The following is a 13,937-nucleotide window of genomic DNA, read 5'->3' as shown; positions in this document are numbered from 1 at the left end:
CTTTCGTGCCACCAAACCGCGAGGTAGCGTAGCTAAAAACCACCCCTTACACGTTTTTATGAACATTCACGAATATCAGGGCAAAGAAATCCTGAAAAAATACGGCGTCCGCGTGCAGGAAGGCATTACCGCCGATACCCCTGAGGAGGCCGTGGCCGCCGCCGAAAAACTGACCGCCGAAACCGGTACCAGCTGGTACGTCATCAAGGCGCAGATTCACGCCGGTGGCCGTGGCAAAGGGGGTGGCGTGAAGCTCGCCAAAAACCTGGAGCAGGTGAAGGAAATTGCCGGCAACATCCTCGGCATGCAGCTCGTCACCAAGCAAACCACTGCCGAAGGCCGACTGGTGAACAAAATTCTGGTGGCACAGGACGTGTACTACCCCGGCGCTTCGGAGCCGAAGGAGTACTACATGAGCGTGCTGCTGGACCGCGCGTTGGGTAAAAACGTCATCATCTACACCACCGAGGGTGGTATGGATATCGAGGAAGTAGCCGAGGCGCACCCCGAGAAAATTCACCGCGAGCACGTGGACCCCGCCGTGGGCCTGCAGGGCTTCCAGGCCCGCAAAATTGCCTTCAACCTGGGGTTGGAAGGCGAGGCGCAAAAGGAGATGGTGAAGTTTGTGACGGCCCTCTACAAGGCCTACGACGAAACCGATTCGGCGATGTTCGAAATCAACCCCGTGCTGAAAACGTCGGACAACAAAATCCTGGCCGTGGACGCCAAGGTGACGCTGGACGAAAATGCCCTGTACCGCCACAAGGATTTCGTGGCCCTGCGCGACTTCAACGAGGAAGACCCTTTGGAAGTAGAAGCGAGCCAGAACAACCTGAACTACGTGAAGCTCGACGGCAACGTGGGCTGCATGGTGAATGGCGCGGGGCTGGCCATGGCCACCATGGACATCATCAAGCTGAGCGGCGGCGAGCCGGCCAACTTCCTCGACGTAGGGGGTGGAGCCAACGCCCAGACCGTAGAAGCTGGTTTCCGCATCATCCTGAAGGACCCGAACGTGAAAGCCATCCTGATTAACATCTTCGGCGGCATCGTGCGGTGCGACCGGGTGGCGAACGGTGTGGTGGAAGCTTACAAAAAAATTGGGGACATCCGCGTGCCCATCATCGTGCGCCTACAAGGCACCAACGCTGAAGAAGGCGCCCGCATCATCGACGAAAGCGGCCTGAAAGTGTTTTCGGCCACGTTGCTGAAAGATGCCGCTGCCCGCGTGAAAGAAGTGCTGGCGACTGCCTAAGGTCGGTTAAAAGCTAGAAAGGCCCGTCTGGTGAACCAGACGGGCCTTTTTTATGCCAGAGCGGGGCGGCTATTTGCTGTCGGCCAGCGCGGGCACGGCTTCGCCTTTCACACGCAGCTCGACTTCCATGTTGCCGCGGGTGCCCACCGAATAAGGGCAAATCTGGTGGGCCTGGCGCACCATGTCGAGGGTTTTGGCTTGGTCAAAGGACTTGAGGTCAACATCAAGTACGGCACTCAGGCCGTAGGCTTCGCCTTCCTGAAACAACGTGACGGAGCACTGCACCGTGGTTTCGGGGTCGAGCCGGTCACCGCCTTTCTGGGCGATAACGAGCAGGGCCTGCTGGAAGCACGAGGCATAGCCGGCGGCAAACAACTCTTCGGGGTTGGTGGCGTTTTTCTTACCGCCCAAGCCTTCGGGTACCGACATGTCGAGGTCGATGATGCCGGTGGCGGAGCGCACGTGGCCGCTGCGGCCACCAACGGCCGACGCATCGGCGGTATACAGGTTCTTTTTCATGAAGGAGGTGGAAATGGAGGTGAAAGAATGCAGAGTACTGGCCGGCTAAACCTGCTTTGCGGGGCGAAGGTTATGGCCGAGCTTAGCGCGGAGGGCAGAAAAGTGGCCCGGTAATTTGGTCCCCCTGGCTTTTGCGGCTACTTTTGCAGTCCTATCCAGACCTGGCCGCGTCGTACAACGGATAGTATGAGAGTTTCCGAAGCTCTTGATTTAGGTTCGATTCCTAACGCGGCCACTGAAAACCCCCTTTACGGCTTGTAGAGGGGGTTTTTGTTTACTGGGGCACATGCGTCGGTAAATCCGGCAGCCGGGCCGAGAGCCGAGCGAACTAGCCGAGTACTTTTACCGCCATGATGGTAAAATGTATCATGACGTTACTGGCTGGTGGGTTGCTGCTGGCTGCCGGCACGGTGCGGGCCCAGACAACGGAGTTGGTCGACTGGGTAAACCCGTTGATAGGGACTGATTCCAAGCCCAGCCTCTCGAATGGCAACACGTACCCGGATATTTCCCGGCCCTGGGGCATGAACTCCTGGACGCCGCAAACCGGCAAAATGGGTGACGGCTGGCAGTACAGCTACGGAGCCGACAAAATCCGGGGCTTCAAGCAAACGCACCAGCCCTCGCCCTGGATGAACGACTACGGGCAGTTCGTGCTCATGCCCCTCACCGGCAAGCTGCGGTTTGAAGAGGACGACCGCGCCAGCTGGTTTTCGCACAAGGCCGAAACCGCCACGCCCTACTACTACCGCGTGTATTTGGCCGACCACGACGTGACCACCGAGTTGGTCCCCACCGAGCGGGCGGCGCGCTTCCGCTTCACCTTCCCGCGCACCGACAGCGCCTATGTGGTGCTCGATGCTCTCGACAAAGGTTCGTTTATTAAGCTGCTGCCTGCCGAAAACAAGATTATCGGCTACACCACCAAAAACCGGGGCGGCGTGCCGGCCAACTTCCGCAACTACTTCGTAGTGCAGTTTGACCGGCCTTTTGCCAACACCCATGTCTTCAAAGACAAGGTGCTGGATGCCGTCGCGCTGGAAGCCACGGCCGCCCATGTAGGCGCGGTGGTGGGCTTCAAAACCCAAAAAGGCGAGCAGGTGCAGTGCCGCGTGGCTTCGTCGTTCATCAGCGCCGAGCAGGCCGAGCTGAACCTGCGCGAAATAGGGGATGATGACTTCGAAACCGTGAAGCAGAAGGGCCGCGCAGCCTGGAATGCGGCGCTGGGCCGGGTGCAGGCCGAGGGTGGCTCCGATGCGCAGATGCGCACGTTCTACTCGTGCCTGTACCGCTCGCTGCTGTTCCCACGCAAGTTTTATGAGGTGGATGCGGCCGGGCAGCCGGTGCACTACAGCCCGTACAACGGCGAGGTGAAACCCGGTTTTATGTACACCGACACGGGTTTCTGGGACACCTTTCGGGCGCTGTTCCCCTTCCTGAACCTAGTGTACCCCGATGTGAACGCCGAGATTCAGCAGGGCCTGGCCAATGCTTACCGCGAAAGCGGCTGGCTGCCCGAATGGGGCAGTCCCGGCCTGCGCAACGTGATGGTGGGCAACAACTCGGCCTCGGTAGTGGCCGATGCCTACCTGAAAGGCGTGCGCGGGGCCGACATGCAAACGCTGTACGAAGCCCTGACCCATGGCGCCAACAATGCCGGCCCGCTCACGGCCGTGGGCCGCGCCGGCGTCGACTACTACAACAAGCTAGGCTACGTGCCCTATGATGTCAAAATCAACGAAAACGCAGCCCGCACGCTCGAATACGCCTACGATGACTTTGCCATTGCGCAGCTGGGCCGGGCGCTGGGCCGGCCAGCCAAAGAAGTAGCGCTGTACGAAAAGCGCAGCCAGAATTACCGCAACCTCTTCGACCCCAAAGTGGGGCTGATGCGCGGGCGCAATCAGAACGGCACGTTCCAAACGCCTTTCAATCCCTTCAAATGGGGCGATGCTTTTACGGAGGGCAACAGCTGGCACTACACCTGGTCGGTGTTTCACGACGTGCAGGGCTTGATGAATCTGATGGGCGGCAAAAAGCCCTTCTTGGCCACATTGGACACGGTTTTTCGGCTGCCGCCCACCTTCGATGACTCGTACTACGGCGAGGTCATCCACGAAATCAAGGAGATGCAGATTGCCGACATGGGCCAGTACGCCCACGGCAACCAGCCGGTGCAGCACATGCCCTACCTGTATGCCTACGCTGGCCAGCCCTGGAAAACGCAATACTGGGTACGCGAGGTGCTGAACCGCCTCTACAAGCCCACTCCCGACGGTTACTGCGGCGACGAGGACAATGGCCAGACCTCGGCCTGGTACGTATTTTCGGCGCTGGGCTTTTACCCCGTGTGCCCGGCCAGCGACCAGTACGTACTGGGTGCGCCGCTCTTTCCCAAAGTCACCCTAAACCTGCCCAACGGCAAGGCAGTGGTGCTGAATGCGCTGCAAAACTCGGCTGCCAACCGCTACGTGGGCGCGTTGCGCCTCAACGGCCAGGCTTACGACCATAATTGGCTTAGCCACTCGGCACTGGTGCAGGGTGCGGCGCTGGATTTCGAGATGGTGCCTGCGCCGAATACCGTACGGGGGACGGCTCCGGCCGATGCACCGTTCTCGATGTCGAAGCCGCGACGCTGAGGCAATGCGAAGTGTATTAGTGTCATAATAGTGAGAGTGTTGAGTAAACAATAAACCAAATGGTGCTGTTTAACCGTATAGCTCGACCATACAGACTCACTCACCCCATTCTTAATCTGATGAATACGAAAACAATCTTCACCGCCCTCGCCCTGACCGTAGCCTGCTCGGCCACCTCGTTTGCGCAGGATACGAAAACCAAAAACGATTCCGAGAAGACCAAAACGAAAGCCGACGGCATGACCACCAAAACCAAAATGGCGGACGACGGCAAAATGAAAGTGAAAGGCAAGTCGGACACCGGCGATAAAATGAAGGCCAAAACCCAGCCCCGCAAAGGCGACATGAACGGCATGGCCGGTACGGGCAAAGGCGTGATGGTAGGCGGCGCCATGATGACCGCCGACAAAGACATCGTAGACAACGCCGTGGGCAGTTCGGACCACACCACCCTGGTAGCGGCCGTAAAGGCAGCTGGCTTGGTAGAAACGCTGAAAAGCGCTGGTCCCTTCACCGTATTCGCGCCCACCAACGCTGCTTTCGATAAGCTCCCCGCTGGTACCGTGAACTCGCTGGTAACGCCCGAAATGAAGCCCACGCTCACCAAAATCCTTACCTACCACGTAGTGCCCGGCCGCCTGATGGCCGCGGACCTCAAAGATGGTCAGGTGCTGACCACCGTGCAAGGCGAAACGCTGACCGTGATGAAGAAAGGCAACAGCGTAATGCTGAAGGACGCCAAAGGCGGCATGAGCACCGTTACCATCCCCAACGTGGTATCGAGCAACGGCATCACCCACGTGGTTGACACCATTTTGATGCCGGCCAACTAAGCTTCACCCGAAGTTTAAATAGATAAGAAAAAGGCCTGCCGGATTTTCCGGCGGGCCTTTTTGCGTTTAGTAAATGGGTTGTGGCGCGTTGGTTCACTCCAGCAGCAGCCGTTGGGATACGGTGCGGCCATCGGCCAGGGTGAAGCGCACGAGGTACACGCCCGGCGGCAGTGTGGGCAGCGCCAGCAGGGGCTGGCCAGCTTCGGCGGCAGGCTGCAGCCAGACCACGCGGCCCACGGCATCGAGCACGGCAGCACGGGCAAAGGCGGGGCCGGCAACCCGCACGGGGCCGTGCGCAGGATTGGGGTAGATGGCGAAAGCAGCGGCTTCGGCTGCCGAAGTGGTGGCCGTAGCCACGTTGTTCGTCATCACGGGGCGCATCATCAGAGCACCGCGCTGGACCGCGCCGGATGGTTGAAAATTAGCCGTGTCCCACACGCTGGCGTTGTCGCGGCGGAAGAAGTGGCGGGCCGGAAAGGTGCTGTTCAAATCGAGCCCGTAGTGCAGGGTGCGGCCGGTACTGGGCTGCGAGAAGCCCACATAAAAGCTGCCCGACACCGGCACTGGCTGGTCGAAATCAAACTGAAAATACTGCCAGCCAGCGGGGTAGGCGGCCGGCATCGTGTACGTCTTCGAGGCCAGGACTTTGTTTTCGTCGGGCAGTCCGTTTTTATCGCCCCACACGCTGATGGTAACCTGACGGCTGGCAGCATCCGAAGCCGTGAATACCGGTACCAGGCGCAGGCCGCGCACAAAATCGGGCTGGTTCAAATCGAAGCGGTAGGCAAAGGCCGACTGCGGGCCGTTGGGGTAGGGCAGCAGGTTGGTGATGTTCTCGGCCGTACCATCGTCGTAGGCGTAGTAGTTGTTCAGCTCCACATCGCGGAATATGGTGTCGTTGGCCAACGTCCGCGGAATGGTTTCGCGCGAGTTCAGGGCCAGCGTATAACGGAAGCGCTTGGGCGTGGCCGACACGGGCAGCGGCTGGGTGGCCGCCGAGCCGGTAATGGGCGACTGGCGCGAGTTGCCGGCTACCAGCGTCGAGGTTTGCAGCCAGGGGCCGAGGTTAGTGCCCGTGGTCAGGTCGCGCACGGTGCCCAGCACATCGACGGAGAGGGGCGATGCCGTACCACTCAGGTTGCTCACGTTCACGCCCAGGCGTGGGTTCAGCTCGCTGGTGGGGGGGCTGGCGGCGTTGTACTGCCACACCGGCATAGACGTGAAGCGCCGCAGCGGGCTGCGCAGCCCGCCCGTGGGCAGGCCGCCGGCCAGGCCCGCACCGGTGGCCACATCGGTGTAGGTAGTATCCGTGAGGCCCCGGGTGCGTCCGCGGTCCAGCAGCACGTAGTCCACGCTGAAGTTGTCGCTGTTGTCGGAGGCGTTGCCGCTGGCCACGAACATAAACTGGAAGTTGCCGTGCAGGTACTTGGCCTGGTTCAGGTCGATTACCTGCTGGCGGAAGCCGGTGCGCTGGCGCACGGCGTTATAAAACCATTTGCTCTCCCAAGCGCCGGTGTTGGTTTTCACAAACAGCTCGAGGCGCACCGGGTTGCTGGGCGTCCCCGAACCGGGCACGCTCGCCACGCTGCCCGCCTGCCAGGCAAAGCTGAGGTACACCTGGTCGTTGAGGCCCAGGTTAGCCAGGTTGACAGGCTGCGACGTGAGCGAGTCGAGGACGCCATTGGGGCTCGTAATCAGGCCGCTGTAGCTTTGGCCGTTGGTCCGCAGGCCGTCGAGGGTAGCCGCGCCGCGCGTGGGCGGCAGCGGAGCCAGCCGGTTGCTTACGAATGCGCCACCGCTGGGCAGCCAATTCCGCGGGTCGGGGTTTCCCTCGCGCGGCGTGGTGAAATCGTCAAAAAACGGCAGGTTCAGAGCAGCGGTGCGGTACTGGGCCTTGAGCGTGGCGCTGGGCACGTAGCCAGCCCGGCCCGGGTCGGCCTGGAGCGGGCCCGAGGGCACCACCTGCCCCAGTGCGGGAGCAGCCGCGAGTTGCAACAGGCATAGCAGTGGCGAGCACAGCAGCAGCAAACGGGGCAGCCGGCTGCGCAGCAAGCGGAAAGGTGTCAGCATAAGGGCGAAGGTTTGGGAGCTAACGACGGGGGCAGGGTAAAAAGTGCAAGTGGCGCGCGGCCTGTGCCACGCGCCACTTGCGGCGTAGTACGCAGCCTTTGCTGCGTGTGTAGAGGAGGTGCGACGAAACGCAGCAAAGGCTGCGTACTACGGCTTTGGGTAACGGCGCCGAATTACCTGGCAATCCAGATATCCACCAGCTGGCCCATGCGGATGGTGGCATCGGGGCCGGCGGCGGGACGCTGGCGCACTACGGTGCCGGGCGTTTGACCCTGCTCGGCAGGCTGCTCAAATACTTCTCCCTTTTGCAGGCCCTGGCCCACGAGCAGCGTAATGGCTTCATCCTCGGGCATGTCGATGAGTCGGGGCACGGCAAACGTCTGATTGCCCTGGCCGTCGCCCACCACGAGGTCCACTTTCGTGCCTTTGGCGATGGGCGCGCCGGGCGCGATTTCCTTGCCGTTCACCAACTGCTTCAGCACCGCGCCCGAGGCCAGGTCGGGCACCATTTGCAGCTGGCCCACCACCAGGTCGTAGCTTTTGAGAATGAGCATGGCGTTTTTCGAAGAGCCGTCGGTGAGCTTGGGCATTTTAATCACCGGCGGGTTCTTCATGCTCACCTGCAGGTAAATTTTGCGGCCTTCCTTCACCTTTTCGCCCGGGGCGGGGTCCTGCACCAGCACCGTGAAGGGAGGGATGTTGGGGCTGTAGCTCGAGTCGTCGACGAAGTAGTTCAGGTTGCGCTCATCGAGGTATTTCTCCAGGTCGGCTACGTTCATGCCCGTCACCTTGGGCACCGTAATGGTTTCGCCGTGGTGAGTGCTCATGGGCAAATACACGTAGAAAAAGCCCAGCACGAGCAGCAGGCCCGCCACGGCGATGAGCACCAGGTGCTTCACAACGTCGAGCGGGGTATTGGAGGTAAGGAAAGCCATTGAATGGGTAACGTGGGTATTGAAGTTGGGAGTCCAAAGAACGTCATAATCGAACGTCATGCAGAGCGTAGCGAAGCATCTTGCGTGCCACCACTACTCATTGCCATGCAAACAGTTGAATCAGTGACTACGGGCAAGATGCTTCGCTGCGCTCTGCATGACGTTCGTTTGTGATGTTCTAGCTGGCAGGTATAGTCTTTTCCGCCCGCGCCTTGCCGAACTCCAGAATCCGGTCGATGAACTCATAAGGCGTGTAGCCGGCCAGCGCCGTCTGGTGGAAGATACAGGTGGCCGGCGTCATGCCCGGCAGCGAGTTTACCTCGATGATGAGCACCTCCACTTCGCCTTCCTGGCGCACGCGCACGAAGGCGTCGATGCGGGCGTAGCCCTGAATGTCGAGGACTTCGGCCACGCGGCGCAGCACAGCTTTCACTTCGTTCGAAATGCGCTGGCGCTCCACAGCATCCACGTCGTAGCGGGCGGGCGTGATGTTCTGCCCTTCGCCGGCCAAGAATTTCTCCTCCAGGCTCAGCACCTCGCCGGTGGCCAAGGCCTCGCTGGCCTCAAACACTTCAATGTCAAGCTGCCCGTCTTCGTCGTAGGAAGTCAGCAGGCCGCCCGTGATTTCAAGGAAATGCGCGGCTCCGTCGCGGCTGATGAGCGTCTCCACCAGGAAGGCATCCTTGCGCGGAAACTCCTCTTTAAAGCCCAGGTTCAGCACCTCGGCTGGCTTGGGCATCAGCTCTTCTTCCGTCCGGAAAATCAGCTGGGTGAAAGCTTCCAGCTCCGCACGGTTCTTGATTTTCTTCACTGCCGAAGAGCAGCCGTCGTCGGCGGGCTTGGCGATGAAAGGGTAGGGGAACTGCGTTTCGAGCGAGCGGTAGAAGACTTCGGCATCAGCCTGCCACTCCAGCTTAGCAGCCATGCGGTGCTCGGCTACCAGTAGGCCGGTATCGCGCAGGCGCTTGTTGGTTTCGAACTTATTGATGGTGACGCTGCTGCTGGCCACGCCCGAGCCGTTGTAGGGTAGGCCAAGCTTTTCCAGCTCAACCTGTAGCGCGCCGTCCTCGCCGGGCCGGCCGTGCAGGGCGATGAACACCTCATCGGCCAGGCCCGCTAAGTCTTCGAACGAGATGCGGCGCGGCTGGGCCAGCGCCTGCCCCGCGTAGGTGCTGGTAATGGCGCTGGATTCCTGCCGAATACGGGCCAGGATGGGGTGCGGCGCCTCGCCAGCTTCGGCGTGCTCAATCTTCTCGCGGATGTCGTCGGCGTTGTCCTTCAGCATCACGTTCACAGGCAGCACGTAGAGCCGGTGCTCCTGCGCCGAGCCCGTGAGGAACACCGGCACCGGCGCGTACTTGGCCGACGAGCTCAGCTTCTCGAAGATGTTGCGCCCGCTTTCCACCGAAATGTGGCGCTCCGATGAGTAGCCTCCCATAATCACGGCCACGCGAATGCGTTCGGTGGTTTCGTGCTGGCGGCTGGCCACAGCCGTATCGAGCTGCTGCAACAACGTCCCCAGTTTCACCGGGCGCAGGCCGGCGCGTCGGCGGGCTGCCAGCGAGGTGCGAATCAGGTACGTAAGGAACTGGCTCGGATTGAGCCCGATTTCGGCCGCTTGGTGGAAGAAGAACGAGGCCGGCAGCATGCCCGAAGTCGTGTTCGGGTCGTTCAAAAACAGCTTGCCATCGTGGCCCACAAAACCATCCAGACGCGCATACACCTGGAAGCCGAACGTGCGGAACATCTCCTCGCAGGCTTCGCGGATTTCCTGAATTTTCTCCTCCGGCAAGTCGATGGGCGTGACTTTGCGGGCCAGGCCGGGCAGGTACTTCGAGCGGTAGTCGAACATCTCCTCGCCCTTCACAATCTCGGTGGGAGGCAGGGCCAGCGGCAGGCCGTTGGGGTCTTCCACCACAATGCAGCTGAACTCCCGGCCAGCCACAAAGCTTTCCACCAGCACCTGCGTTTCGCCGTCCACATTGGTCAGGCGCACTTGCTCGGCGGTTTCCAGCCGCTCGCTGAGGGCGAAGAGCAGGGTTTCGGGGTGGTAGATGGTTGTTAGTTGTTGGTTGTCGGTTGGCAGGCTAGAGCCACTGCTAACAACTGACAACGGATAACTATCAACTACAACCGGCAGGCCAATGCCTTCGCGGATGTCAGTCAGGTGCTGCACCCAGGCCAGCTTGTCCTGCTCACCCAGGCGCTGCCAGTCGGCGCGGGTGAGGGTTTTGCGGAACAGGCTGCGCTCGATGGCGGCTTCAAACTTGGCGAGGTTGTCGGTCTTCAGGATGCTAACGCCGATGCTGGAGCCCTGGCGGGGCGCTTTCAGCACCAGCGGTAGGCCCAGCTCTTTCACCAGATAAGCCAGCGTGGCGGCGTGGTCGGTGCGGTCCCACTCTTCGGCCGTGATGACGCGGAAATCGGGCGTGGGCCGGCCCAGGGCCTTGAGCAGGTTTTTCTGCGCGATTTTATCAATACCAAACGCCGAAGGCAGGATGCCGGAACCCGAGTACGGGATGCCCAGCCACTCCAACATGCCCTGAATGGCGCCGTCCTCGCCGCCGGGGCCGTGCAGGGCCAGAAACGCGAAGTCCATGAGCAAAGGCAGCTCCTGCACTTGTACCTCGCGCCCCACCTTGGCAATGGCTTCGAACCGCTCGTCGTGGGTCAGCTTGCCCAAGCTTTCGATGTACACCTGCAAATGGTGCAGCGAAGGCGGCTGCGAGCTCACGGGCGGGTAGAAGTCGCGAATGGTGCCTTTATAGATAAACTGCCAGTCGAGCAGAATAAACTGCCCGAGGCTGTCGACAAAAATGGGGACCGGCTGAAACAGCGCCTTGTCCAGGTTATCAAACACGGTGCGGCCGCCGGCGAAAGAAATTTCCCGCTCGCGCGAAGTGCCTCCGAAAAAAATACCGATTTTCATAAGTGCAGCAAAGGTAAGAACCCGTAGCGCGGACTTTTAGTCCGCGCCCGAACATCCTGCGCGCCGGCTAAAATTCCGGGCGCTATCGAGCCCTATCGCAGGCTTTCCCATTCCCACGCCGCCCCTGGCTCACTTCAGCAGAAACTCGCTGTTGTGCAGCACCGGCATGTCGGTGGTGCTCAAACTGTAGCTGAAGCCTTTCTGCAGCGCGAACGAGCCCGTCTGTCCTTGCGCGTTCAGGGCAATAAAAGCCACCTGAATGTCCTTGGCCTTGGCTCCTTTAATGGCGGCAATGCGCGCCACGGCCTCGCGGCAGGCGGCCTGGGGCGAGCGGCCCTGGCGCATCAGCTCCACCACGGTGTGGGCCCCGGCCATGCGAATAACGTCTTCGCCCTGGCCGGTAGCCGCCGCAGCGCCCACGGTGGGGTCCACGAACAGGCCCGCGCCGATGATGGGCGAGTCGCCCACCCGCCCGCGCATCTTGAAACCCATGCCGCTGGTGGTGCAGCTGCCGCTAAGCCGGCCCTGCGCGTCGATGGCCAGCATGGCAATGGTGTCGTGGTTCTGCGGGCCGCCCACTGGGCCGGTGGGGCGACTTTTGCTGTTTTCAATGTTGATGACGGGTTGGTACTGGCTGGTTTTAAGCCACTCCTTGTAGGCCCGCTCGGCATCGGCGCTCAGCTGGGCCGGCTCCAGCGCAAAGCCTTGGGCCACGGCAAATTGCTGGGCTCCCGCGCCCACCAGCATCACGTGCGGGGTGCGCTCCATCAGGCGCCGCGCCACGCTCACAGGGTGCCGAATGCGTTCGAGCGCCGCCACGCTGCCGCAGTTGTACTGGTCGTCCATGATGCAGGCATCGAGCGTCACGATGCCGTCGCGGTCGGGGTTGCCGCCCAGGCCCACGCAGCAGCTTTGCTCGGCCTCGGTCACCATCACGCCGGCCTCCACGGCATCGAGGGCGTAGCCGCCGGGGCCCAGAATTTTCCAGGCGCCGCGGTTGGCATTCAGGCCCGCGTCCCAAGTCGAAATCACCACGGGGCGGCCTTTGGCCGGGGCAGGAGGGAGGGCGGCGGCGGCCAGCGGCCCGGCAGCCAATCCCGCCAGGCCAGCGGCCGAAGCATGCAAAAAAATCCGGCGAGACGGCATAGCAGCACGAAAAAGGTCCGGCACAAGATACACGCGGCCGCCAACTCCCCCGTACTTTCGCCCATTCTTCGGCTTGCCGTGGGCTCCGGCTGCAGCCTCCAGTACTTCCGCACTTCACTTACTTCTCACTAACCTATTAAAATGAACACCCTCGACACCTACAACTTCGCCGGCAAGCGCGCCGTGATGCGCGTCGACTTCAACGTGCCCCTCGACAAGGACCTGCGCATCACCGACGACACCCGCATCCGCATGGCCACCCGCTCGGTGATGAAAATCCTAAACGATGGCGGCTCGGTGGTGCTGCTCTCGCACCTGGGCCGGCCCAAGGGCGGTTTCGAACAGAAGTATTCGCTCGAGGCCCTCGTGCAGCGCCTTTCGCAGGAGTACGGCCGTGCGGTGCAGTTTGGTGGCGATGTGCTCGGGGCCGAAGCTTCCCAGCAAGCGGCGGCCCTGCAGTCCGGTGAAGTGCTGCTGCTCGACAACGTGCGCTTCTATAAGGAAGAGGAAGCCGGCGACGCGGCCTTCGCCGCCAAGCTGGCCACGCTGGGCAACGTGTACGTGAACGATGCTTTCGGCACCGCCCACCGCGCCCACGCCTCCACGGCGGTAATGGCCAGCTCGTTTGCCCCGCAGGACCGCGTGGGCGGCTACCTGCTCCAGTCCGAAGTCGACAATGCCAAAAAGGTGCTGGAGAATGCCGAGCGCCCCTTCACCGCCATTATGGGCGGCGCCAAGATTTCGGACAAGATTCTCATCATCGAGAAGCTGCTCGACAAGGTCGATAACCTGCTCATTGGTGGCGGCATGGCCTACACCTTCGCGGTGGCCGAAAATGGCCACGTGGGCAGTTCGCTGCTCGAAGCCGACAAGGTGGACCTGGCCCGCCAGCTCATTCAGAAAGCCAAAGACAAGGGCGTGAACCTGGTGCTGCCCGGCGACTCTCTCATCGCCGACAAGTTTGCCAACGACGCCAACGTGGACGTGGCCAGCAACCACCACATCCCTGACGGCTGGATGGGCCTCGACCTGGGCCCCGACTCGCGCGAGGCTTTTGCCGCCATCATCCGCCAGAGCAAAACCATTCTGTGGAACGGCCCCATGGGCGTGTTCGAGATGAGCAACTTTTCGCTCGGCACTGAGTTCGTGGCCCGCGCCATTGCCGAGGCTACGGCCGGCGGCGCCTACTCCCTCATCGGCGGCGGCGACTCGGCCGCAGCCGTCCAGCAGCTGGGCTTCGGCGAGCAGGTGAGCTACATCAGCACCGGCGGAGGCGCACTGCTGGAGTACATGGAAGGCAAGGAGTTGCCCGGCGTGACGGCGCTGGGGTAGTCAGGGCTATTCTATTGCACAAAAAAGTCCGCGCCCTGAAGCCCGGACTTTTTTGTGCAATAGAATAGTGTTCCCAACTTGAGAAAAACCTAGTGCCTCATTCTAACAGACACATTATTAGACATTTTATATTTCCTATTTATAGACTTGGCAATAAATTTTGCTAACCAATTAAAAATTAATGCGGTAATAACGCCGAATAAGCGCAAAATCCAGATTAATCTGCAATATTTGACACACCTTCAACGAGCTCAATTGCATTAATTGTTTCTACCCACT

General features: G+C 61.0%; 9 protein-coding genes and 1 tRNA gene. 5 read left to right on the top strand and 5 right to left on the bottom strand.

Annotated features, from left to right (window positions below; all coding sequences use genetic code 11):
* Positions 1 to 58 precede the first annotated feature (58 nt).
* Positions 59 to 1,255 carry an ADP-forming succinate--CoA ligase subunit beta gene (gene sucC, locus ABD837_RS09935; RefSeq protein ID WP_345053570.1) on the top strand — a complete coding sequence of 399 codons (1,197 nt, stop codon included), beginning with the start codon at positions 59 to 61 and terminating at the stop codon, positions 1,253 to 1,255.
* Positions 1,256 to 1,324: 69 nt separating this feature from the next.
* Here sucC and ABD837_RS09930 read toward each other — a convergent pair whose 3' ends face one another.
* Positions 1,325 to 1,774: an organic hydroperoxide resistance protein gene (locus tag ABD837_RS09930; RefSeq protein WP_345053566.1), complete on the bottom strand. Its 450-nt coding sequence runs from the start codon at positions 1,772 to 1,774 to the stop codon at positions 1,325 to 1,327.
* Positions 1,775 to 1,937: 163 nt separating this feature from the next.
* Here ABD837_RS09930 and ABD837_RS09925 point away from each other — a divergent pair.
* The 3 genes from ABD837_RS09925 (at position 1,938) to ABD837_RS09915 (ending at position 5,246) form a co-directional block, all read left to right on the top strand.
* Positions 1,938 to 2,009, top strand: a tRNA-Arg gene (locus ABD837_RS09925).
* A 115-nt stretch (positions 2,010 to 2,124) separates the two neighbouring features.
* Positions 2,125 to 4,413, top strand: coding sequence for a GH92 family glycosyl hydrolase (locus tag ABD837_RS09920; protein ID WP_425554326.1), 2,289 nt, complete (start codon positions 2,125 to 2,127; stop codon positions 4,411 to 4,413).
* A gap of 311 nt (positions 4,414 to 4,724) precedes the next feature.
* Complete coding sequence (locus ABD837_RS09915) at positions 4,725 to 5,246, top strand: fasciclin domain-containing protein (protein WP_425554333.1); 522 nt, start codon at positions 4,725 to 4,727, stop codon at positions 5,244 to 5,246.
* A gap of 93 nt (positions 5,247 to 5,339) precedes the next feature.
* Here the strand turns inward: ABD837_RS09915 and ABD837_RS09910 are convergent, their stop codons facing one another.
* From ABD837_RS09910 to ABD837_RS09895, 4 genes are all read right to left on the bottom strand, one after another.
* Positions 5,340 to 7,316, bottom strand: a complete 1,977-nt coding sequence (locus ABD837_RS09910; RefSeq protein WP_345053564.1) for a T9SS type A sorting domain-containing protein — start codon at positions 7,314 to 7,316, stop codon at positions 5,340 to 5,342.
* A 173-nt stretch (positions 7,317 to 7,489) separates the two neighbouring features.
* Positions 7,490 to 8,251 carry a PASTA domain-containing protein gene (locus ABD837_RS09905; RefSeq protein ID WP_345053561.1) on the bottom strand — a complete coding sequence of 254 codons (762 nt, stop codon included), beginning with the start codon at positions 8,249 to 8,251 and terminating at the stop codon, positions 7,490 to 7,492.
* Between the two features lie 178 nt (positions 8,252 to 8,429).
* The gene (locus ABD837_RS09900; RefSeq protein WP_345053559.1) at positions 8,430 to 11,180 is read right to left on the bottom strand and encodes a D-alanine--D-alanine ligase family protein; all 2,751 of its coding nucleotides are present in this window, start codon (positions 11,178 to 11,180) and stop codon (positions 8,430 to 8,432) included.
* Between the two features lie 129 nt (positions 11,181 to 11,309).
* Positions 11,310 to 12,326, bottom strand: a complete 1,017-nt coding sequence (locus ABD837_RS09895) for a glycosylasparaginase (RefSeq protein ID WP_345053555.1) — start codon at positions 12,324 to 12,326, stop codon at positions 11,310 to 11,312.
* 141 nt (positions 12,327 to 12,467) lie between these two features.
* Between ABD837_RS09895 and ABD837_RS09890 the strand changes: the two genes are divergently transcribed.
* Entirely contained in the window at positions 12,468 to 13,658 is a 1,191-nt protein-coding gene (locus ABD837_RS09890) for a phosphoglycerate kinase (protein WP_345053553.1), read from the top strand.
* The last annotated feature ends 279 nt before the right edge of the window (positions 13,659 to 13,937 follow it).

Source organism: Hymenobacter glaciei, assembly GCF_039539585.1.
GTDB classification, from domain to species: domain Bacteria; phylum Bacteroidota; class Bacteroidia; order Cytophagales; family Hymenobacteraceae; genus Hymenobacter; species Hymenobacter glaciei.
Note: the sequence above shows the minus strand (reverse complement) of the source record. Positions and strands in the feature narration are given on the sequence as shown.

What these genes read in the sequence shown, in the direction of transcription:
- ABD837_RS09895 (WP_345053555.1), bottom strand. Translation starts at nt 12,326, where the DNA reads ATGCCGTCTCGCCGGATTTTTTTGCATGCTTCGGCCGCTGGCCTGGCG.
- ABD837_RS09905 (WP_345053561.1), bottom strand. Translation starts at nt 8,251, where the DNA reads ATGGCTTTCCTTACCTCCAATACCCCGCTCGACGTTGTGAAGCACCTG.
- sucC (WP_345053570.1), top strand. Translation starts at nt 59, where the DNA reads ATGAACATTCACGAATATCAGGGCAAAGAAATCCTGAAAAAATACGGC.
- ABD837_RS09915 (WP_425554333.1), top strand. Translation starts at nt 4,725, where the DNA reads ATGAAGGCCAAAACCCAGCCCCGCAAAGGCGACATGAACGGCATGGCC.
- ABD837_RS09900 (WP_345053559.1), bottom strand. Translation starts at nt 11,180, where the DNA reads ATGAAAATCGGTATTTTTTTCGGAGGCACTTCGCGCGAGCGGGAAATT.
- ABD837_RS09930 (WP_345053566.1), bottom strand. Translation starts at nt 1,774, where the DNA reads ATGAAAAAGAACCTGTATACCGCCGATGCGTCGGCCGTTGGTGGCCGC.
- ABD837_RS09910 (WP_345053564.1), bottom strand. Translation starts at nt 7,316, where the DNA reads ATGCTGACACCTTTCCGCTTGCTGCGCAGCCGGCTGCCCCGTTTGCTG.
- ABD837_RS09890 (WP_345053553.1), top strand. Translation starts at nt 12,468, where the DNA reads ATGAACACCCTCGACACCTACAACTTCGCCGGCAAGCGCGCCGTGATG.
- ABD837_RS09920 (WP_425554326.1), top strand. Translation starts at nt 2,125, where the DNA reads ATGATGGTAAAATGTATCATGACGTTACTGGCTGGTGGGTTGCTGCTG.